Here is a 19,686-nt window from a genome sequence, read left to right on the forward strand (position 1 = left end):
TGAACAACGACCCTGAGCTGTGCGGCGAGGAGCACTGGCCAAAGGTGGGGGAACGAGTTCGCGTCGCCTGTCTTGGCGTCTGGCCGGACGGAGAGTTGCGAATGACCATGCGAAACTTCTTCATCGACATGCTGAGCAACCCCCATTTCCGACATCTTGCACCACACGCACCCCACCCACCGAGAGACGACACAGCTACAGGACAGCCGAGATGACAAAGAGATTCCAGCACCGGATGCACCGTACCCGAATGGCCATGACATGGGCGTGCAGCGCCGAGGCGAGCAATACACCTGACGGCAATTCCCAATTCACATCGGACAATGCTCGTGACCACTGAGAGACACACGAAGAGCCAGCTTGCCCTCACCCAGGAATCCACGTTCCCCCAGGTACTCATCGACGGAGATCGTGAAAGCTTCTTGGAAATGCTGGACTGGCTGAACAATCCTGTCGACAAACTTCGATGCAACCCCACGACACAGGGGGACTTTCCTCCGATATACGCACTGGCGTGGCGTTCAGCATCGTTCGACAAACTGATCGTCGAGGTCCGTGATGAAACGCTCTGTTTCAAGGGGCCAGAAAAAGCTCGGTCTTGGCTCGTGGACACGGTCCAGTTCCTGCTGGACGACGGCCGAGAGTATGTGGGAATGCATGTCGAGCACTACCCCGGTCACCCCTACTTGTCCGAGGACAGCGTTCCACTGGTCCTGACGCTCGACCCACAGGCGCACTGACAGCAGCACCAGAATGGTTGTGACATGACCGACAACGCCAAAAACGACTACGCCAAGTTCTATCCCGAGGACTTCCCGTGGGACGGCGCCTTCATCATCCATGACATCCAACGCAAGGACTGGTGGCCCTACCGGCCCATCGACGGCGTCGTCGATGCCCTGTGGTTACTCGGCGACGACGCCGCACCGGACGGCCTGTTCGGCACACTGATCAAGACGTGGGGCAGGACAGTGGGCTGGTTCCTCGCAGGCCTGAGTGACCCTCACCTCGATGAGGAGAAGATCAGCTGGCCCTTCACGGATGAGGCGTTCAACGGACATCGAGTGGGGAGAGTGAGGTACGAGGCGCTTCAGGGCATCTTCCTCTTCCATCGGCACCTGGAGTGCTGGCAGATCCCCCTGAGGCCGAAGGCCTTCATGGCCTGTTGCAAGGTCCGTTGTGGCGCCCACGCGAAGGGTGGTGGTTGGCGGCCTCCCCCGATCCGGACGCCGGATCCACCTTCGTGAAGGCCACCACCAGCCTGTTGTGGTGGGCGCTGAAGGACTACGAGCCCTACGAGGGACCGACCCTGGAAGTGGTCGGCGACTCGGTCAAGGAAGCCCTCCTCGGCCTGCTGCCACAGGTCGGGTTGATGTCGGTGGTGCCGCTCAACAACCATCCGGTCAGCGGCGTGGTCATCTTCGGCACCCCCGAGGCGATCCAGGAGGCGGCAGCGTCGGTGGGCGGAGTCCGGGAGAGTCAGGGCGAGGAGGTCGTCAGGATCTGGAACCGTGCGGGATGGCTCGTCACACTGTAGGGAATCGGATGCACGGCAGGGAAGGAACAGCGATGGATTGCGACACTCATCCCGAGAACCCGCTCGACGGGACCTTCGTCGTCCGTGACATCCAACACACACCGTGGTGGCCGTACCGCCCCGTCGACGGCGTCATCGATGCCCTGTGGCTGCTGGGTCGGGACGCCACACCGGAGGGGGTGTTCGGCGACCTGATCGCGGAGTGGGGCGAGGCACTGGACTGGTTCATCGCGGGCACGAGCCGCCACCAGCTTGGTGTGGAACCATCGAGTTGGACCACCCGGTGCCCCATCTCGACCGTCACCCGGCTGGGTCAGCTGACCTGTGAGGACGACTCCCCCGAGGTCTGGCACGTGGAGTGGTGGCAGATCGCCCCTGATGCACCGGCCCTTCACCATCTCCTGCAGGGGCCGCTGCTCCAGCCACGGTCAGGCTGGTGGCTGGCAGCCTCAGCAGATACGAACGCAGGCTGGCGCTTCGTGAAGGCCACCACCGGCCTGCTCTGGTGGACCGTGAAGGCCCACCTGCCCTACCGGGATGCCGAGATCGCCGATGACTCGGTGATCGAGGCCCTGCTCGGGTTGCTGCCCCAGATCGGTTTGATGTCCGTGGTGCCGCTGAACAACCACCCCGTCAGCGGTGTGGTGATCTTCGGCACCCCCGACGCCATCCACGAGGCGGCCGCATCGGTGGGCGGAATCCGGGAAAGCCAGGGCGAGGAGGTCGTCAAGCTCTGGCACCGGGCAGGCTGGCTCGCCACCCTGTGAGGAACCAGGCGATGAGGGAGCTGTATCAGCAGATCAACGACGTGGCGGTGGCACTCATCGCTGCGGGCCACGCCGAGGTTGCAGCTCAGGTCACCGGCATGATGGGGGCCGGGGCGACAGGTACCGAGATCCTGATGGGCGTTCGTCATGTGCTCTCACAGTTCCTGCTGACTGCGGAATCGCTTGAGCTGAAGGCGGAGGTGGGTGAGGTCCTTGCTCACATCACCCAAGCTCTGGACACCTGAGCTGCAACATCCCGCACAAGGACGAAGGGAGGAAGATGAGTTCACTCGACAACCCGCACTGGAGAGCCGTCGAGGAGGCCGAAGCGCGGTTCACGGAGGCCGTGTACGCGATCCCGAACAGCGAGGTGGAGTCTCTCCTTGAGGAGGCTCTTGGATCCTTGGCGTCACGACGTGTGGCTCTCAGAATCCTGTTCGGGGCGAATCCCCACCTCACCGTTCGGGTGTTCCCTGCGTTGGAGCCCCTGCTGCTGGTGTCACACGCGTACCTGTTCCACTGTCGCGATCTGGTGAGGCGGCTTCCTGCGGAGGTGCAACGCCAGTTCCTCACAGCCCTCACCGACAAGGTCATCACGGACCGGGATGCCGATGACGAGGCGTACCGTCGCCTGGCCGAGTTCTTGGACGAGACCGGGATGGCCGAGGCCCTCGCGAGGCTCGTCGAAGCGGCCCGCACCTCGAAGGACCCTGCGATCAAGGACGTGGGCTCGGACTTTTCAACGCCACCACTCGTCGTTGAGCAGTGTGCGGCCAGTTCGGAGGTGCTCATCAACGGCACACGGGATGGTTTCACGGAACTGCTCGACTGGCTGGGCAACCCTGTGGGCAGGCATCCGTGCCAGGGTGTGGATCAGGAGGGCGTGCCGCCGATCACGGCGTTCGTGTGGCGTGAGACAACTGCCAGCGGGCTCACCGTCGAGGTCCGTGATGGCACGCTCTGCTTCAAGGGAGCAGAGGAGGCTCGTGCCTGGCTGGCGGAGATGGTCGAGTTCCTGTTGGCCGATGGTCGTGAATGGGTGGGGATGCATGTCGAGCACTATCCCGGTCATCCATACTTGTCCGAGGACAGCGTTCCGCTAGTCCTGGGCCTCACGTCGGCGGTCAGCAGATGACCGGGTTCGAGGACTTCAGGAATCTCCCCACCATCATGGACCTCACACAGGAGATCGAGGTCATGACGGCACTCATGAACATGCCCGTGGAGCACCTTGCGGAGCATGTGACGAAGTTCTGCACCCTGATCGACGACCTCATCCTGTCGCACCACGACAGCGGATACTTCGAGATCAGACCCGCGAACGAAGGGGCACTCCTGGCATTCGCGGACTGGCTGGAGGTGATCCTCCCGCAGCTCAGGGTGCCCGTGGGTCACACCGCGGACGCCTTCCGCATCACCTACGAGGACCTGCTGGAGACCTACCCTCAACTGCGGGCCCTCGACGCCGAGGACAACCCCGACGGTCCGAACGCCATGAGACGGGACGCGGAAGCAGCCAAGGAGCTGCAGGCATTCTGGTACATGCCAAGGGAGATGAGCGCATCCGTGGAGCTGGCGGTGATCCGAGCGCTCAGGGCGATACCGGTCGACCGACTCGTCGCACACCGCGACGAGTTCGTCGAGATCGTGGAACGACTGGACGGCTCACACGGCAGTTCACGCGGTGGCATGTACGGGTTGACTCCCCACAACGAGGCCGAGTTCCATGAGTTCGCGGCCTGGCTGCGTCGCCTCGCCCCATCGATGGGCTGGGAGCCGGAACGATCGTGGACCTTCGACATGAGGTTCGATCAGTTGGCACGGAAGAACCGATCCCTGCGCGAGGCGGCGGCATCGGGACCACAACCGGGCACCCCCGTGGTGCTGCAACTGGCTGAACGGGTCAAGGAAGCAGGTGAGCTGGAGATCCTCGGCGCGGGGGCTGCCTGGAAGGGGATCAGCCTGGTGGGCAGGGGCTGGGGGTTCAACGCTGGGCGGGGCTGGCGGGTACTGAACCCGGATGAGACACTCGCCTATGCGTGGTCCACCCCAGGCGTGGAGGAGCAGGTGACCGATCTGGTAGGCCTGTCCGTGGCTGAGGTCACCCCTCAGAGCCGTGTCACCATGGCTGATCCTGCGTTGCGCCTGTCCGACGACCGATGGCTGGAGGTCTTCTCCCGCGATCCCCTGACCCCGTGGGTCATGCAACTACCCAACGGCACCTTCACCGGGGCCCCAACTGCTCCAGAATGGCTGTGACCTGAGCAGCGCGGCGATCCGTGATCGAGGGGCTGGGGCACAGGGCTCGGCTCGACTGGCGGGGATCGCCCGCACCGGCCCACAAATTATTGGACATCTTCCCGAAAAACCCTTGCGTTCGACTGTGTTGTCGATTAAAATGGGGGCATGAACCAGCCACTCCCCGCCACCTACGCCGAGGCCCTCGACGCCTTGGCCGATGCCGAGGCGCACATCCGTGCCGCCGAGGTGGCGCGGATCGTGGCCGTTGCCCGGGCCGCTGATCTGTACCGGGTCGACCAAGCCGGCGTGTGGGATGCGATGGACGACTGTCTGTCCCCCGCCAGCGACGCCACGGGGTCCGTGGGGGAATTCCTGGCGCATGAGATCGGGGCGATCCTCGGGGTGTCACCCTCGTCGGCGATCTGCACGATCGGGGAGGTCCTTGCCGTGCGTGACCGTTTCCCGACGCTGTGGGCAACCTTCCTCCGTGGTGAGCTCCGCTGGTGGCAGATCACCCAGGTGATCACCCGGCCAGCAGTCACCCACCTCACCGACGAGGCAGCATCGTGGCTGGATCACCGAATCAGCGTGGCGATGCACACCTGGCCCTGGCAACGGATCAGGTCACACATCGAACGCTGGGCGATCGAGGCCGACCCGGTCGCCGCGGCGGAGCGGGAACAACACGTGCGTGAGCAGCGCTACGTGTGGGTCGATGGGGTCAAGGATGGCCACTGCACCCTCTACGGTCGGCTTTCTCCCCGCGACGCCGTGGACTTCGATCACGCCCTGACCAGCATCGCCCACACCCTGCCCACCGAACAGGGCTCGATGGATCAGCGGCGGGCCGCAGCGGTCGGGATCCTGTCCCGCCAGTCCGCGGGACAGGACACCCTGCCCGATGTCACCCTGGTGGTGCACATCGACGCCGACGACCCCGCCCTCACCCACAGTGGGAGCAGCGGTGTTGCCGAGGTGGAGAAATGGGGTCCGTTGCTCACCTCCCGGTTGCCGGAGTTCTTGAAGGACTCCAAGGTCACCGTCCGTCCCGTGATCGACCCGTGGCGGCTCCCCGCCGAGGACCAGCATGATCCATCCGTCGCTCTCCGCACTGCGGTCATGGCGTTGATGCCGGTCGACATGTTCCCCTACGGCAGCGTCCCGGCCAGGAACTGCGACATCGACCACACCCTCCCCCACCGGGAAGGCGTCGCGGGTCAGACCCGGTGGGGCAACCTCGCTCCCCTGTCACGGCGGGCGCACCGGGCGAAGACCTTCGGCGGCTGGACCATGTCCCAGCCCGAGCCCGGGGTGGTGCTGTGGACCTCCCCGGGTGGATTCCAGTACCTGGTCACCTCGAAGGGCACGTGTCGTATCAGCAGACCGGAACGCCCCATCCGGGTCGAGGAGCCGCCACCGCCGTGGCTCGAACCACCTGGCCCACCCGATGATCCTCGCGTCGAGACGACCGCGTGGGAGTGGATCCAACACACCCTCACCACCTGACCTCCCCGGTGAATCGTCTCCGGTAGGCCGTGGGGGTGGTCGCAAAGGCCGCGACGAAACGCTGCCGGAAGGTCACGGGGCTGGAGTACCCGCACTCCCGGGCGATGCGACTGACGGACCAGTCCGTTGTCTCGAGCAGGCGGCGGGCCTCGTCCAGCCTGAGCGCCCCCAACCACGCGGCCGGGCTGGCTCCCATCTCCTCCCGGAACCTACGGCTGAGGTGCCGGGGACTCATGCTCGCCACCGTCGCCAGGTCCGCGACCGTGATCGGCTGGTCGAGGTGTCGGCGCGCCCACTCCACCACCGGAGCCAGTCCCTTCCCCGGGCTCGGAGCCACTGGACGGACGATGTACTGGGCCTGGTCCCCTTCACGGTGCGGGGCGATCACCATGCGTCGGGCCACCGTCGAAGCCGCCAACGCACCGAGGCGGGTCCGCACCAGGTGCAGACAGGCGTCGAGGGCCGATGCGGTCCCGGCTGAGGTCAGCACATCGCCGTGGTCGATGTAGAGAGCCGCGCTCTCGACGTCGACATCAGGATGTGTCCCGGCGAGACGGTCCACCGCCACCCAGTGCGTGACTGCACTGCGGCCATCCAGCAGACCGCTCTGCGCGACGGGGAACGCCCCCAGACACAGCCCGACGATCACGGCCCCTGCCCGATGGGCCTGCCGGATCAACTCGACCAACCGCTCACCGGCAGGCGGCAGTTGCCCAGGCCAGGAGGGAAACACCACCATGTCCACCTCAGAGGCGCCTGGTGGGCCGGACAGGGACGAGAGCACCAGACCTTCCGTGGTGGTGATCGGATCACCGTCCTCACTCCACACCCTGGTCTCCCAGTCCCCCAGTCCGAGGCGGGACACCTCCCCGAAGACCGTCAGTGGTGCCGCGAGGTGGAACATCGCAACACCGTCGAAGGCATGGATCGCGATCCGCATGATGTCTCGATTCCATCGAAGATGGTCATTCCAGCCACTCACGCCACTGTACCCGGCCCGACGACGATGGCTCCATGACCACACCACGCCGTGCCCTCGTCGTCCTCGACGTCCAGCAGGAGTACTTCTTCGGACCGTTGCGCATCCAACACCCGGTACCCGAGGACTCCCTGCCCCAGATCCTCCACGCCATCGACGTGGCCCGGGCTCACCACCTCCCTGTCGTGGTCGTACGCCACGAGAACCCTGCCGGTTCGGCCGTCTTCGCTTCCGGCTCCGAGGGGGCCGAACTGCATCCCGAGGTGGCCGGACGTGGTGACGCGACCTGGCATCGGATCACCAAACGGTTCGCCAGCGCGTTCGACGACACCGACCTTGCCGCCTGGTGCTCACAACACCGGCTCAGCACCCTCACGATCGTGGGCCACATGGCCAACAACTGCGTCCTCGCCACGGCGGCTTCAGCTGCCCCGCGGGGTCTCGCCGTCGAGGTTCTGTCCGATGCCATCGGCACCGTCCATCTCAGCAACGAGGCCGGTTCCGTTGCGGCCCAGCAGTTGCACCACGACCTGATGGTCCTGCTCCAATCGAACCTGGCCGCGGTCACCACCGTTGAGGAGTGGGCACACGCGGTGGCCACCGGAGTCACCTCACCGAAGAGCAACCTCGTCGCATCAGCCGGCCGGTGGGTCCCGTCCGGGACGTCCTGAGCACGAGCAGCCGGTGGTGGTGGCCCAGCAGGCTGGGCCACCACCGACGCTCAGTCCTCGCGCTGCTTCAGCACCGCCTTGGCCGCAGCGAAGCGGGCGATCGGGACCCGGTACGGGGAACAGGAGACGTAGTCCAGACCCACCTGCTGGAAGAACTCGACGGAATCCGGGTCACCACCGTGCTCACCGCAGACCCCGGTCTTGAGGGTGGGCTTGACCGAGCGACCCTTCGCCACGCCGATCTCCACCAGCTGGCCCACGCCGTCGACATCGATGGACTCGAACGGGTTGCGTTCCAGCACCCGGTCCATGACGTACTGGGTGAGGAAGCCGTTCTCCGCGTCGTCACGGCTGATCCCGATCCCGGTCTGGGTCAGGTCGTTGGTGCCGAAGCTGAAGAAGTCAGCGTACTCGGCGATCTGGTCGGCCACCAGGGCCGCACGCGGCAGTTCGATCATGGTGCCGACGGTGACGTCCAGCTCCTCGCCAGCCGCATCCAACTCCTCCTTGACCGCCCGCTCCACGATCTCGCGTTGCACCTGGAGCTCCTTGGACAACGCCACCAGCGGGATCATGATCTCGACGCCCACCGTCTCGCCCTCACGCTGGCGCACCGCGAGCGCGGCCCGGATGATGGCGCGGGCCTGCATCTCCGGGATCTCCGGGTACAGCATCGCCAGTCGACAGCCACGGGTACCGAGCATCGGGTTGAGCTCGTGCAGCCGCTTGACCTGGGCCAGGGTGCCGCGTGCTGCCTCCAGCTCCGCCGGATCCCCGTCGGTCAGCTCCAGCCTCTGCACCAGCAACGACTGCTCCACCAGGTTCGGCAGGAACTCGTGCAGCGGCGGATCCAGCAACCGCACCGTGACCGGCAGCCCCTTCATCGCGGTGAAGATGCCCTCGAAGTCGGCCTGCTGCATCGGCAGGATCTCCGACAGGGCCTCGGCCCTGGACGAGTGGGTCTCCGCCAGGATCATGCGTCGCACCGCAGGCAGCCGATCCTGCGCCATGAACATGTGCTCGGTGCGGCACAACCCGATGCCCTGGGCCCCCAGTTCACGGGCCTTCGAGGCGTCCTCGAAGTTGTCCGCATTGGCGCGCACCCCCAGCTGACGCACCTCGTCGGCCCAGGTCACCAGCCGCTGGAAGTCCTCGTTGATGCGCGGCGGGATGAGTTCCAGGGCCTCGCCGAAGACATCGCCCGTGGAGCCGTCGAGGGTGACGACCTCGCCTTCCTTGATGACCCGGTCCCCGACGGTGAGGGTCCGGGCCTTGACGTCGATGTGGATGCCGGAGGCCCCCGCGACACAGGGTTTGCCCATGCCACGTGCCACGACGGCGGCGTGCGAGGTCATGCCACCGTGCGCGGTCAGCACCCCCTGGGCCACGATCACCCCGTGGATGTCGTCCGGGGTGGTCTCGTAGCGCACCAGCACCACGGCCTCTCCCCTGCCACCCCGCTCAGCCGCGGTGTCGGCGTCGAAGACCACCTCACCCACGGCCGCACCCGGAGAGGCCGGCAGGCCCTTCGCGATGGGCGTCTTCCCGTGCTTCGGGTCGATGGCCGGGTGCAGCAGTTGATCCAGCTGCTCCGGCTCGATCCGCAACAGTGCCTCCTCCTTGGTGATGAGTCCCTCGTCCACCAGATCGGAGGCCACCTTCAACGCCGCAGCCGCGGTGCGCTTGCCGTTGCGGGTCTGCAGCAGGAACAACTGGCCGTTCTCGATGGTGAACTCCATGTCCTGCATGTCACGGTAGTGCTCCTCCATCCGCTTCATGGTGGCGATGAGCTGGTCGTAGGCCTCCGGCAGCACCTCACGCATCTCCTCCAACGGACGTGGGGTGCGGATACCCGCCACGACGTCCTCACCCTGCGCGTTGACCAGGAACTCGCCGTAGAGCTCCTTCTCGCCGGTGGAGGGGTTGCGGGTGAAGCACACCCCCGTCGCGGAGGTGTCACCACGGTTGCCGAAGACCATCTGCATGATGTTCACGGCCGTGCCCAGGTCCGCCGGGATGTTGTTGGCGCGGCGGTACACCTCGGCACGCGGGTTGAGCCACGACTTGAACACCGCGTTCACCGCGCGGTGCAGCTGCTCGACGGGATCGGTGGTCCACTCCCCGCCCAGGTGTTCGTTGCTGATCTCCTTGAAGGTGCCCACGAGTTCCTTGAGGTCCTCAGCGCTGAGATCGGTGTCCAACTCCACTCCCCGGCTGCGCTTCAGCTCGGTGAGCGCGTCCTCGTAGGCGTGCGGGGGAACCCCCTCCACCACCTCGCCGTACATCTGGATGAACCGTCGGTAGCAGTCCCACGCGAACCGCTCGTTCCCGGACTCCGCCGCGACGGCCGCCACCGACTCGTCGGAGATGCCGAGGTTGAGGATCGTGTCCATCATGCCGGGCATCGAGTACACCGCACCCGAACGCACCGAGACCAGCAACGGTTTCTCCGTCCCCCCGAGCTTGCGGCCGGTCCGCTCCTCCAGCCTCGCCAGTCCAGCGTTGATCTCGTCGGCCAGGCCGTCCGGCCACTGGCCACCGAGGTTCATGGTCTCGACACACGCCGTCGTGGTGACGGTGAACGCATCAGGAACCGGCACCCCGATCCGGGCCATCTCGGCAACCCCGGCGCCCTTGCCGCCGAGGAGGTTACGCATCGTGGCGTCACCTTCCGAGAGGTCGTAGATGTAGCGCTTGTCGGTCATGTCGCACCCTTCTTCTTTGAAATTCGCGATGGAACTGCATCGTCCGCGGACCACCTTACTAAACAGCGATGACGAGGGAGGACCCCGTGAGCAGTCGGCCTGTCGAGGTGAGGGGTAGGCTCGATGCATGAAAGCCGTGACTCGAATCGCCCTGGTTGCCCTCACCACCTCCCTCGCAGCCTGTGCCGGAGGCACGGCCGAGCCAGCAGGAACCCCCTCACCCAGTTCCCCACTGACCCGGATGGTGCCCGAGTCCACGGCCGCCCCCACGCCCGGTGAGACCCCGGCCAGCAACGCTCCCGACGCCCACCTGGAGGCCATCAGGGCAGACCTGGACGGCCGCGGTGTCGACAGCAGCGACGTCACCGTCACCTCCGCCCGACAGGTCACCTGGCCCGACGGGTCCCTGGGCTGCGGCGAGCCCGGGGTCAACTACACACAGGCCCAGATCGAGGGCTGGCACATCGTCGTCACCGTCGGTGACCAGACCTACGACTACCGCTTCGGCAAGGACACCGTCCCGACCCTGTGCGAGCGTCCCAGCATCCCCTCGGACTCCTCCACCAACTCCTGACCCCGTGGGTCGAGACAGCACTGCGGCCCAGGGAGTTCCCTAGGCCGCAGCTGCATCATCTGGCCGTGCCGGTCGACGGCAGACCGGGTGCCACCGGAGGTGGCGTCGGCCTCACCGGGACGGTCGGCGCCGGGCTTGACGGAGCCGGGCTGGGCGGCGTCGTCGGGGTCGGGCTGGGCTCTGGATCGGCACCCTTCGGGAGCACCCCGGTCAAGGCCTCGGAGACCCCTTGGGCGTTGTCGAGGACGACCACCATCCACCCCAGGGGCTGCTGTGCCTCGACGGCGGGCCGGTTGATCGTCAGATCGAACCCGGCCTGACCACCCTTCGGCACCGCGACCGAACGGGCATCCTCGAACGGCCGGTTGCCCAGTTCGTGATCAGCGCTCGCCGCGAAGGTGTCCTGGCCGGAGCCATCGGGCCGGTAGGCGACGCTGTTGTAGCTGATCCTCGCGGGGGATCCGAGGTCAGCGGCATCGACCATGGTGATCAGCGTGCTGGAGTCGGTTGGGGCCAAGGTCATGAAACCGGTCTGCTTGACCTGCTTGGTCTTCAGGTCGAGCAGGAAGGTCTCGGCGATGCCATTGGCCTCAGGGCTGTGCATCTTGCCCTGGTCGGCGGAGAACAACACGTGGTCCGCCTGCTTGTCGCCATCGACGTCGATGTGCGTCTCGACGATGATGCTGGCCGGGTTGGAGAACCGGGAGTGCATGTTGGTCGCGAAGGCCAGGTAGCGTTTGCCCCCGTCCTCGAAGGACTGCACACCCACCGATGCCAGGTCCGTACCGGTGTCCTGGACATCATCGATGTCCTCGGGATCGGTCAGCCCCCAGGTGAACAGCATCGCGTCACCGGCATGGGCGGAACTGGCATTGCTCAGCTCGATCCGACCGGTGTCGGTGCCGGTGCTCGTCGCCGTCGCGGTCACCTCCGACAACGACCGTGTCACCAGCAGGTACGGCACGGCGAGGTTCGGCCCCTCGTCCCGGGTGAAACGGACATTGCCCGAGAGATGGTGCAGGTTCCCGCCCTCGTCGCTCTCGCTGATCGCCGGCACATCGCCCGCGTCGACGGAGATGGCGAGCGTCACCTCGGCCTGCCCTCCGGCCGGGACGGTCACCGTCGACGGGGTGACCGAGACCTTGCCCTTGAGGGATTTCTCGGCCTGATCCACCGAGACCTTGAACGTGGCGTCCGAGTCGCCCTTGTTCTCCACCGTGATGGTGCGGGAGTCGGAGTGGGTTCCGGCCACCTCGGCGTAACCGAAGCTGACCGACGCGTCCCGCACGACCTTGTCCCCCACCTTCGTGGCATCCCCGTAGGCGTAGACCGAGGTGGCGACGGCAGCAGCGGGGTTCACCAGCCCGCCACCGATCACGGTGTCGTAGTCCGACACCTTGGAGGAGTCGGTGGTCGAGACCAGGGCGGCCGCGATCTGCTGGGCATCCCAGTCAGGATGGGCCTGCACGGCCAAGGCCGCGATCCCGGCCACGTGCGGCGTGGCCATCGAGGTGCCGGAGACCGACAAGCCGTGGGTTCCCGCACCGACTGCGGCCGACAGGACGGAAACCCCCGGCGCAGTCACATTGGGCCGAAGCCACGAGTCGCCGGTGCGGGGTCCGGACGAGGTGAAGTCGGCGTAGGCGGTGTAGGTGGGATTCGGCACCTCCTTGTCAGAAGCGGTGACGCTCTGCCCCTCGAGACCGAGCAGCACCCCTCCGGCTTCCTTCGCGACGCCGATGAACGGGATGGTGACGTTGAAGGCCTCACCGGTGTCCGGGTTCGACGTGATCGGACCCTCGAACGGGGGCAGCTTGGACTCGGTGTTGACCATGATCACCGCGGCGGCACCGGCCTGCTGCCCCAGGATCGCCCGGACCACCCGGGCACAGTCTCCCCGTCGGGTGACCACGACGGCACCCTGCGGGATCCCGGCGTAGTCCTCCGCCTTGCATCCCAGGGAGATTCCGCCCTGGGCGTCCTTGAGCACGTGCAGTGGTGCGGGGTTGGCCAGCGGGACACCGTTGGCGTTGATCGCGTCGATCTTCTCCCCACCAACGGTGACCTCGGTGGCCAGGATGGTCCTGCGGGCATCACTCGCAGCGACCCCGACCACCCCCGGGGCCACCGCAGGCGAACCGGTCAGGTAGGGCTGGTGCCCGGAGTTGCCGGAGGCCGTCACGACCACCACACCGGAGGCGACGGCGTTGGCGGCGGCAACAGCGTCCGGTTCATCCTCACGGCCGTAGTCGGAACCGAGCGACATGTTGATGACGTCCATGTCGTTCTTCACGGCCCAGTCGATGGCCTCGACCACCACGTTCGTGCTGCCTGAACAACCGAAGACCTTGACGGCGTACAGATCCGCCTCCGGGGCGCTACCGGGCCCCACCAGGAAGTCCTGCTTCAGCGTCTCCGCGTCGTAGCTGCCGGTGTAGGTCCGACCATCGACGGTCACACCGGAACCGGCCGCCGTCCCGGCGACGTGGGTGCCGTGACCGTTGGCGATGCAGTCGATGGGGTTGGCATCCGGGACCGGGGTGTTGTCGCCGGTGTAGGCATCACCCACCAGGTCGATCCCGCCCTTGAACCGTGGCCCGTACAGCGCCGACCCGTCCGAGGCCGCTGTCGCCTGGTCGAAGGCCTCCTTGGTGCCGGGCCCCCCGAAGGTGGCATGGGTGTAGTCGACGCCGGTGTCGATGACGGCGACCTTGACACCCTTGCCCGTGTGGCCACCGGCACCGGTCCCCTGCCAGGCCATGGGGACTCCTGTGAGCTCTGAGCCCTTGACATTGGTGCGCTCGTAGGTGGGAACGGCGTGGACGGCCTTGACCCCGGGCAGCTCACGCAGGGCGTCGAGGTTGCTGCCGTCGATGGTGACCCGCATCCCGTTGTAGGCGGACTGCATCCGGCTCTCGACGACACCGCCCAACTTCTCGATGCGGCCGGTCAATGTGTCCTGAAGTTTCTTGAGCCGCTCCTCGACCGAGGTCTCCTCGGCCTTCGTGAGGTGGCCCTGTTCAGCCTCGACGACGGCGACCGGGTCGCCCTCGACCTCCACCATCACCGTGACCCTTCCCTGGTTCACGGACAGCAGGTCAGCCGCTCCCGAGCGAACCGCCTGCGGGGAGGCCGTGGCCACCAGGTCCTTCAATGTCGTGGAATCCGCTGACTCATCGGCGTGGGCGATCGTCGTCGGGATGACGAGCGAGAGTGCCCCCACCACCGCCAGGAGTCTGCCTCGTTGCACGTGTTGCCCTTCTACTCGGGATCCGGTTCATGAACGCATCGGCCGCTGCATGTCAGGTGACGGCCTCAGATGTTCCGACGGCACCCTACCCCGTCGCACCGACACCACTGCGCTGTTGTCGCAAAGTTGAGAAGAACCGTGGCCCCCGGATCGATCCGGGGGCCACGGCGGGTGTCAGTTCAGGCCGGTCTTGGGCAGACCCGGCGCAACCGGCGGTTTCGTCGGCTTGACCGGCGCGCTCGGAGCCGGCGTACTCGGAGCCGGGCTGCTCGGCGCGGGCGTCGTCGGGGCCGACGTGGGAGCCTGCGTCGGGGTCGGGCTCGGAGCCGGGGTTGGCGTCGGCGTCGGCTGGTTCTCCAGCGGCACCGGGCCGGTCAGGGACTCGTTCCCGGTGACGTTGTCGAAGACGACCACCTGCCAGCCGAGCGGCTTCTGCTGCTCAAGGGCGGTCTTGTTGACCGCCAACGGGAACGTGGCCTTCCCACCCGCGGGGACCTTCACGGACCGGTCGGTGGCGAAGGGCTCGTTCGTCGGGTCGTAGGTGGCCCACCCGTCGATGGTGTCCGCGGCGACCTCGCTGTCACGTCCCTCGGCGAAACCGGTGTACGAGAACTGCCCGGTCACACCGATGGCCGAGGCGGGAACCAGCAGGATGGCGACGGCCGAGTCGGTCGGTGCCACCGTGTGGAGCCTGGTCGCCTGCAGCTTCTTCGCGTCGTCGGTCTCCTTGGGATGCGCCACGAACACCTGCGGGACGCCGTTGCTGTAGTTGTCGATGATGGCGCCGGAATCCGCGCTGAACACGCGGTGGTCCGTGCTGCCGTCCCCATCGACATCGATGTTCACCCCGAAGATGTTGTTCGCCGCATTCGAGTACCGGCCATGGAAGGCCGTGGCGAAGGCCAGGTAACGCTCGTTGCCGACCTGGAAGGTGGAGACCCCCACCTGGGACAGGTCGAAGCCACTGTCCTTGCCGGTCGCGACGTCCTGCGCATCCTGCTGCCCCCAGAGGAAGAGCATGCTCTCCCCCTCGAGCCCGGCCTGGTTGGCAAGCCTGATCTCGGCGCTGGAGTCCCCGGTGGCCTCAGCCGTCGCGGAGATCTCCGACAGGGAACGCGGCACCAGCAGGTACGGCACGCTCAGGGTGCCCTTGTCGGAGGTGAAGGCGATCCGGCCGGAGACCTCGTGGAACCAGGGGCGGTTCTTGCTCTCCCCGTAGGAGGTGGGCACATCACCGGCGTTGACCTTCAAGGTGACGTCGACGGTGGCCGTGCCACCGGCCGGAACCGTGACCTGCTTCGAGCTGAACGAGATGCTTCCCTTCCGGGAGGCCTCGGAGGCGGTGTCCTTCAGGCTGTAGGTCACGGCCTCGGCACCCTTGTTCTCCAGGGTGACGGTGCGGGTCTCCTCGTGGGCGTCCGCGAACTGGTCGAACCCGAAGCTGAGCGTCGCATCACGCACGGCCTGCTTCTGGCCGTCGAACTGGCTGGAGTCACCGTAGGCCACCACCGAGGCCGAGACCGCGGCCGAGGCGTTGACCAGCGCACCGCCGCGACTGGGCTGGTAGCCGTTGACCCCGTCGGGGTCAGCGGTGGTGAGCAGGGCGGAGGAGATCTCCTCGGCGCTCCAGTCCGGGTGGGCCTGGCGGGCCAGGGCGGCCACGCCCGCGACGACGGGGGCGGCCATGGAGGTGCCGGACTTCCGGATGCCCTCGGTGCCACCACCCACGGCGGCGGAGAAGGTCGACTCACCCGGGGCACTCAGGCTGGGGCGCATCCACGCATCACCCGAGCGCGGGCCGCTGGAGGTGAAGTTGGTGTAGTTGCGGTAGCTGGAGTTGGGGATCTCGGATCCGCTCACCTGGAGGGCCTTGCCGTCCAGGTTGACCACCGTTGCCGCGTCACCGGAGGTGACACCGAGGAACGGGATGGTGACGTTGAACGCCTCCCCGGTGTCCGGGTTGGACGTGATCGGCCCCTCGAACGGGGGCAGGGCAGCGGTGCTGTTGATCATGATGACGGCCGCGGCACCGGCCTTCTGAGCGTGCACGGCACGAGCGACCCGCGCGCAGCTGCCGCGCTTGGTGACCACGACGGAGCCCTGCGGGATCCCTGCGTAGTCCTCCTCCTTGCAGCCGAGCGAGACCTCTCCGGCGGCATCCTTGAGGACATGGACCGGTGCATCGAGCGGCAGCGGGCCGTTGTTGGCGTTGATGCCGTTGATGGTGGTGCCCTCGGACTTGAGGACGGCACCGGGCAGGTTCTTCACGGCATCCACCGCGGACACCGAGATCACACCGGCCCCGGATGCGGGAGAGCCCGTCAGATACGGTGCCGGGCCACTGTTGCCCGCCGAGGCGACGACGACGACACCGGCGGAGACGGCGTTCGTCGCCGCCACCGAGTCACTGTCCGTCGCACGACCGAACGGGGATCCCAGCGACATGTTGATGACGTCCATGTCGTTCTTCACCGCCCAGTCGATGGCCTCGGTCACCATGCTGGTGCTGCCCTTGCAGCCGAAGACCTTGACCGCGTACAGCTCACTCTTCGGGGCGGCCCCGGGACCGATCTTGAACTCCTGCTTCAGGGTGTCCGCGTCGTAGCTGCCCTCATAGGTCCTGCCGTCGGGGGTCACCCCGGCGCCACCCACGGTCCCGGCGACGTGGGTGCCGTGGCCGTTGGTGATGCAGTCGATGGGGTTGGCATCCGGGACCGGGGTGTTGCGTCCGGTGTAGGCATCCCCCACCAGGTCGATGCCACCCTTGACGTGAGCCCCGTAGAACGGTGCGGCGTCAGAGGCCGCCGTCGCCTGGTCGAAGGCCTCCTTGGTGCCCGCTCCGCCGAAGGTGGCGTGCGTGTAGTCGATGCCGCTGTCGAGCACCGCCACCTTCACACCCTCACCGGTGAAGCCGTTGCCCCCGGCCCCGCCCCAGGCGCCCGGCGCGTCGACCAGGATGTCCCCGGCGACGTTGACCCGGTCGTGGACGGGGATGTCCAGCACCGCCTTGACGCCCTCCAGCTGCTCGATCGCGGAGAGCTTGTCCGCGTCGATCTCCACCCGCATCGCGTTGATGGCGGAGTGCATCTGGGTGATGACCTTGCCACCCTTGCCCTCGATGCTGCTGGCCACCTCGGCCTGCTGTGCCTTCACCGCATTCTCGGCATCGTCCTTGTCACCGTCGGCCACGGCCACCGGATCCCGGGTGAGCTCGACCATGACGGTCACGGGCCCCTCCGTCCGGAAGTACCGGGCGGCCGCCGAACCGGGGACCGACTGGAGCGAGGCTCCCTGCACCTGCGCCGCCAATGACGTGGAACCGGGTTCATTCGCCTCATCGGCCTGAGCTGTTGCGGCCGGGACGAACAGCGCCAGCGCGCTCGCCACGGCCAGAAGTTGGGTGCTTCTCAACATGTTGTCCTCAAAGGGTTGTAGTTGTGCGGGCCCACCTGGCCCTGACAGATCGCCGTTTCCCCTCGGCGATCTGTTGGCTGTGACGCCCAACCGGCACCGCAGCCCTGCTCAACCTATCAAGACATGTGCCCAGAAGTTGACGTCGTCCAAAAGTCAATGGACACAGGTGGGGGACCCGCCGTGACGGGTCCCCCTGCATGTCCTGTTCAGACCGAGGCCAGGCGTCGTCTCATGCCCTCGGCGTACTGCGCGGCCTCCAGCCCCGCCACGAGGTGCCAGGTGTTCTCCCCCACCTGGACCAGCCCGGGCAGACCGGCACGCGACAGCGCCTCGGCGTCGACGAGGGAGTCGTCGGCCACCTCCACCCGCAGACGGGTCTCGGCGATCGGCTCGACGGCGCGGACATTGGCCTCGCCACCGAGTGCGGTGAGCCACTGCCGGGCCTGGTTGGTCTCCACGTCACTGACGACGATGACCCGGGGCTCGGGCTCGCCACTGGTCTTCTCGGCGGCCCGCCTCGTGGCCTCACGCTGCTCCGGCGTGCGGTAGTCGGAGATGATGACCAGCACCATCGCGACGACGAAGGCCGCGGCGATCGAGATGACGTAGATCCACATCGGATTGAACACCGGGATGGTGAACAGCGAGGTGAAGGCGAAGGCCTCCGTGGTGACCCCACGCACCTCACCGGTGGTGAACAGCATGCTGAGCGTTCCGATGGTGATGCCACCGACCAGACAGCCGACGAGCATCCGGGGGTAGATCCGCTTGTAACGCAGGTGGATGCCGTAGAGGCTGGGCTCGGAGATGCCGCCGAACAGACCGGCGGCCAATGCACCCGTCGCGGTCTGCTTCATCGTGGCGTCCTTGTCCCTCGTGGCCAGGTAGAGCACACCGGCGGTCGCCCCGAAGCAGGCGAAGTTCCACGTTCCCATCGGACCCTGGATGAAGTCGTAGCCCAGGTTGTCGATGTTGAGCAGCATCAGCGCGTTGAGCGGCCAGTGCAGGCCCAGCGGCACCAGGAACGGGTAGACCATCGGGATCAGGATCGCGAACACGATCGGGGCGTGGGTGTTGAGCCAGGCCAGGCCGTCACCGATGCCGTTGCCCGCCCAGACCCCGATGGGGCCGAGCAGGAAGGCGGTCAGTGGGACCATGATGATCATCGAGAAGAACGGCACGAAGACCATCTGGACGTTCTCCGGGAAGATCCGCTTCAGGAAGCGGTACACCACCGCGAGCAGGGCCGCCATGAGGAGGGGCACGAAGACCTGGCCGCCGTAGTCGTTGAGCTGCAGGGGCAGGCCGAAGATGTTGACGGTGCAGAACTCCTTGCCGAGGGTGAGGTTCTCGGTGCAGGTCGTCTCCGCGTAACGGATCATCTGGGTGAACAACCCGGTGCCCTCCCCGGTCTCGGGGTAGATCTTCGAACCGAGCTGGATGAACTCAGGGGTGAGCAACGACCCCATGATGACCGCACCCAGCCACGGGTCCACGTCGAGCTTCTTCGCGGCGTTGTAGGCCACCGCGATGGGCAGGAAGTAGAACACGCCCCGCCACATCACATCGAGGAACACCCACGGCGCGGCCTTGTCGGGGGACTGGAAGTCGAAGACCCCGAAGGCGTCCAGCACCGCGCCGGCAGCGAGGATCAGGGAGGCCCCGAGCAGCACGCCCAGCAGGGGACGGAAGCTGTCCGAGAGGTACTCGAAGAAGGCGTCCAGCCACGCCACCTTGCCGCGCGCCTTGGCACGGGCCGCGGCCTTGACGTCGGCATCGCTCATCGGTGTGCGGTCGGCCATCTCCGGCAGCGCGTTGATCTCCTGGAAGACGGTGGCCACCGCGCCACCGATGATGACCTGGAAGCGGTCACCGGACTGGGGGACGGCCCCCATCACCCCCTTGATGGACTCCACCTGGTCCTGGTCGACGCCACTGGCATCGACCAACTCGAAACGGAGCCTGGTGGCGCAGTGCGTCAGTGACTTGATGTTGTCGGCACCGCCGACGGCGGCGACGATCTCGGATGCAGTGCTCATGTC

At 66.7% G+C, this 19,686-nt stretch carries 15 protein-coding genes; 10 read left to right on the plus strand and 5 right to left on the minus strand.

What is annotated here, in order from left to right; all coding sequences use genetic code 11:
- Positions 1-323 precede the first annotated feature (323 nt).
- From EII34_RS03585 to EII34_RS03620, 8 genes are all read left to right on the plus strand, one after another.
- On the plus strand, positions 324-740 hold the full coding sequence (locus tag EII34_RS03585) for a hypothetical protein (protein ID WP_124843021.1): 417 nt from the start codon (positions 324-326) through the stop codon (positions 738-740).
- 24 nt (positions 741-764) lie between these two features.
- Positions 765-1,247 carry a hypothetical protein gene (locus EII34_RS03590; protein WP_124843023.1) on the plus strand — a complete coding sequence of 161 codons (483 nt, stop codon included), beginning with the start codon at positions 765-767 and terminating at the stop codon, positions 1,245-1,247.
- Positions 1,244-1,537 carry a hypothetical protein gene (locus EII34_RS03595; RefSeq protein ID WP_124843025.1) on the plus strand — a complete coding sequence of 98 codons (294 nt, stop codon included), beginning with the start codon at positions 1,244-1,246 and terminating at the stop codon, positions 1,535-1,537. The genes EII34_RS03590 and EII34_RS03595 overlap by 4 nt, the downstream gene beginning before the upstream one ends.
- Positions 1,538-1,569: 32 nt before the next feature.
- On the plus strand, positions 1,570-2,304 hold the full coding sequence (locus tag EII34_RS03600; RefSeq protein WP_124843027.1) for a hypothetical protein: 735 nt from the start codon (positions 1,570-1,572) through the stop codon (positions 2,302-2,304).
- Positions 2,305-2,315: 11 nt separating this feature from the next.
- Positions 2,316-2,549, plus strand: coding sequence for a hypothetical protein (locus tag EII34_RS03605; RefSeq protein ID WP_124843029.1), 234 nt, complete (start codon positions 2,316-2,318; stop codon positions 2,547-2,549).
- 35 nt (positions 2,550-2,584) lie between these two features.
- On the plus strand, positions 2,585-3,439 hold the full coding sequence (locus EII34_RS03610) for a hypothetical protein (protein WP_124843031.1): 855 nt from the start codon (positions 2,585-2,587) through the stop codon (positions 3,437-3,439).
- Complete coding sequence (locus EII34_RS03615; RefSeq protein WP_124843033.1) at positions 3,436-4,563, plus strand: hypothetical protein; 1,128 nt, start codon at positions 3,436-3,438, stop codon at positions 4,561-4,563. Before EII34_RS03610 ends, EII34_RS03615 begins: the two co-directional genes overlap by 4 nt.
- A 147-nt stretch (positions 4,564-4,710) precedes the next feature.
- Entirely contained in the window at positions 4,711-6,051 is a 1,341-nt protein-coding gene (locus EII34_RS03620; RefSeq protein ID WP_124843035.1) for a DUF222 domain-containing protein, read from the plus strand.
- On the opposite strand, the gene EII34_RS03625 is transcribed toward EII34_RS03620, so the two are convergent.
- Entirely contained in the window at positions 6,041-6,991 is a 951-nt protein-coding gene (locus tag EII34_RS03625) for a GlxA family transcriptional regulator (protein WP_124843037.1), read from the minus strand. The genes EII34_RS03620 and EII34_RS03625 overlap by 11 nt on opposite strands.
- A 74-nt stretch (positions 6,992-7,065) precedes the next feature.
- On the opposite strand from EII34_RS03625, the gene EII34_RS03630 reads away from it, so the two are divergent.
- Positions 7,066-7,701, plus strand: a complete 636-nt coding sequence (locus tag EII34_RS03630) for an isochorismatase family protein (RefSeq protein ID WP_124843039.1) — start codon at positions 7,066-7,068, stop codon at positions 7,699-7,701.
- A 50-nt stretch (positions 7,702-7,751) separates the two neighbouring features.
- On the opposite strand, the gene ppdK is transcribed toward EII34_RS03630, so the two are convergent.
- Positions 7,752-10,406 (minus strand): pyruvate, phosphate dikinase, encoded by a 2,655-nt coding sequence (ppdK, locus tag EII34_RS03635; RefSeq protein WP_124843041.1) that lies wholly within the window; start codon positions 10,404-10,406, stop codon positions 7,752-7,754.
- 127 nt (positions 10,407-10,533) lie between these two features.
- Between ppdK and EII34_RS03640 the strand changes: the two genes are divergently transcribed.
- Positions 10,534-10,980 carry a hypothetical protein gene (locus EII34_RS03640; protein WP_124843043.1) on the plus strand — a complete coding sequence of 149 codons (447 nt, stop codon included), beginning with the start codon at positions 10,534-10,536 and terminating at the stop codon, positions 10,978-10,980.
- Between the two features lie 55 nt (positions 10,981-11,035).
- Here EII34_RS03640 and EII34_RS03645 read toward each other — a convergent pair whose 3' ends face one another.
- From EII34_RS03645 to EII34_RS03655, 3 genes are all read right to left on the minus strand, one after another.
- On the minus strand, positions 11,036-14,230 hold the full coding sequence (locus EII34_RS03645) for a S8 family peptidase (RefSeq protein WP_311767281.1): 3,195 nt from the start codon (positions 14,228-14,230) through the stop codon (positions 11,036-11,038).
- 174 nt (positions 14,231-14,404) lie between these two features.
- A complete protein-coding gene (locus tag EII34_RS03650; protein ID WP_185711157.1) occupies positions 14,405-17,644 on the minus strand; it encodes a S8 family serine peptidase in 3,240 nt (1,079 codons plus the stop codon).
- Positions 17,645-17,850: 206 nt separating this feature from the next.
- Entirely contained in the window at positions 17,851-19,683 is a 1,833-nt protein-coding gene (locus EII34_RS03655; RefSeq protein ID WP_221620189.1) for a PTS transporter subunit EIIC, read from the minus strand.
- Between the last annotated feature and the right edge of the window lie 3 nt (positions 19,684-19,686).

The sequence above is a fragment of the Arachnia propionica genome, assembly GCF_003859805.1.
In the GTDB taxonomy this organism is placed as follows: Bacteria; Actinomycetota; Actinomycetes; order Propionibacteriales; family Propionibacteriaceae; genus Arachnia; species Arachnia propionica_C.

What these genes read in the sequence shown, in the direction of transcription:
- EII34_RS03585 (WP_124843021.1), top strand. Translation starts at nt 324, where the DNA reads ATGCTCGTGACCACTGAGAGACACACGAAGAGCCAGCTTGCCCTCACC.
- EII34_RS03590 (WP_124843023.1), top strand. Translation starts at nt 765, where the DNA reads ATGACCGACAACGCCAAAAACGACTACGCCAAGTTCTATCCCGAGGAC.
- EII34_RS03600 (WP_124843027.1), top strand. Translation starts at nt 1,570, where the DNA reads ATGGATTGCGACACTCATCCCGAGAACCCGCTCGACGGGACCTTCGTC.
- EII34_RS03605 (WP_124843029.1), top strand. Translation starts at nt 2,316, where the DNA reads ATGAGGGAGCTGTATCAGCAGATCAACGACGTGGCGGTGGCACTCATC.
- EII34_RS03610 (WP_124843031.1), top strand. Translation starts at nt 2,585, where the DNA reads ATGAGTTCACTCGACAACCCGCACTGGAGAGCCGTCGAGGAGGCCGAA.
- EII34_RS03615 (WP_124843033.1), top strand. Translation starts at nt 3,436, where the DNA reads ATGACCGGGTTCGAGGACTTCAGGAATCTCCCCACCATCATGGACCTC.
- EII34_RS03620 (WP_124843035.1), top strand. Translation starts at nt 4,711, where the DNA reads ATGAACCAGCCACTCCCCGCCACCTACGCCGAGGCCCTCGACGCCTTG.
- EII34_RS03625 (WP_124843037.1), bottom strand. Translation starts at nt 6,991, where the DNA reads ATGCGGATCGCGATCCATGCCTTCGACGGTGTTGCGATGTTCCACCTC.
- EII34_RS03630 (WP_124843039.1), top strand. Translation starts at nt 7,066, where the DNA reads ATGACCACACCACGCCGTGCCCTCGTCGTCCTCGACGTCCAGCAGGAG.
- ppdK (WP_124843041.1), bottom strand. Translation starts at nt 10,406, where the DNA reads ATGACCGACAAGCGCTACATCTACGACCTCTCGGAAGGTGACGCCACG.
- EII34_RS03640 (WP_124843043.1), top strand. Translation starts at nt 10,534, where the DNA reads ATGAAAGCCGTGACTCGAATCGCCCTGGTTGCCCTCACCACCTCCCTC.
- EII34_RS03650 (WP_185711157.1), bottom strand. Translation starts at nt 17,644, where the DNA reads ATGTTGAGAAGCACCCAACTTCTGGCCGTGGCGAGCGCGCTGGCGCTG.
- EII34_RS03655 (WP_221620189.1), bottom strand. Translation starts at nt 19,683, where the DNA reads ATGAGCACTGCATCCGAGATCGTCGCCGCCGTCGGCGGTGCCGACAAC.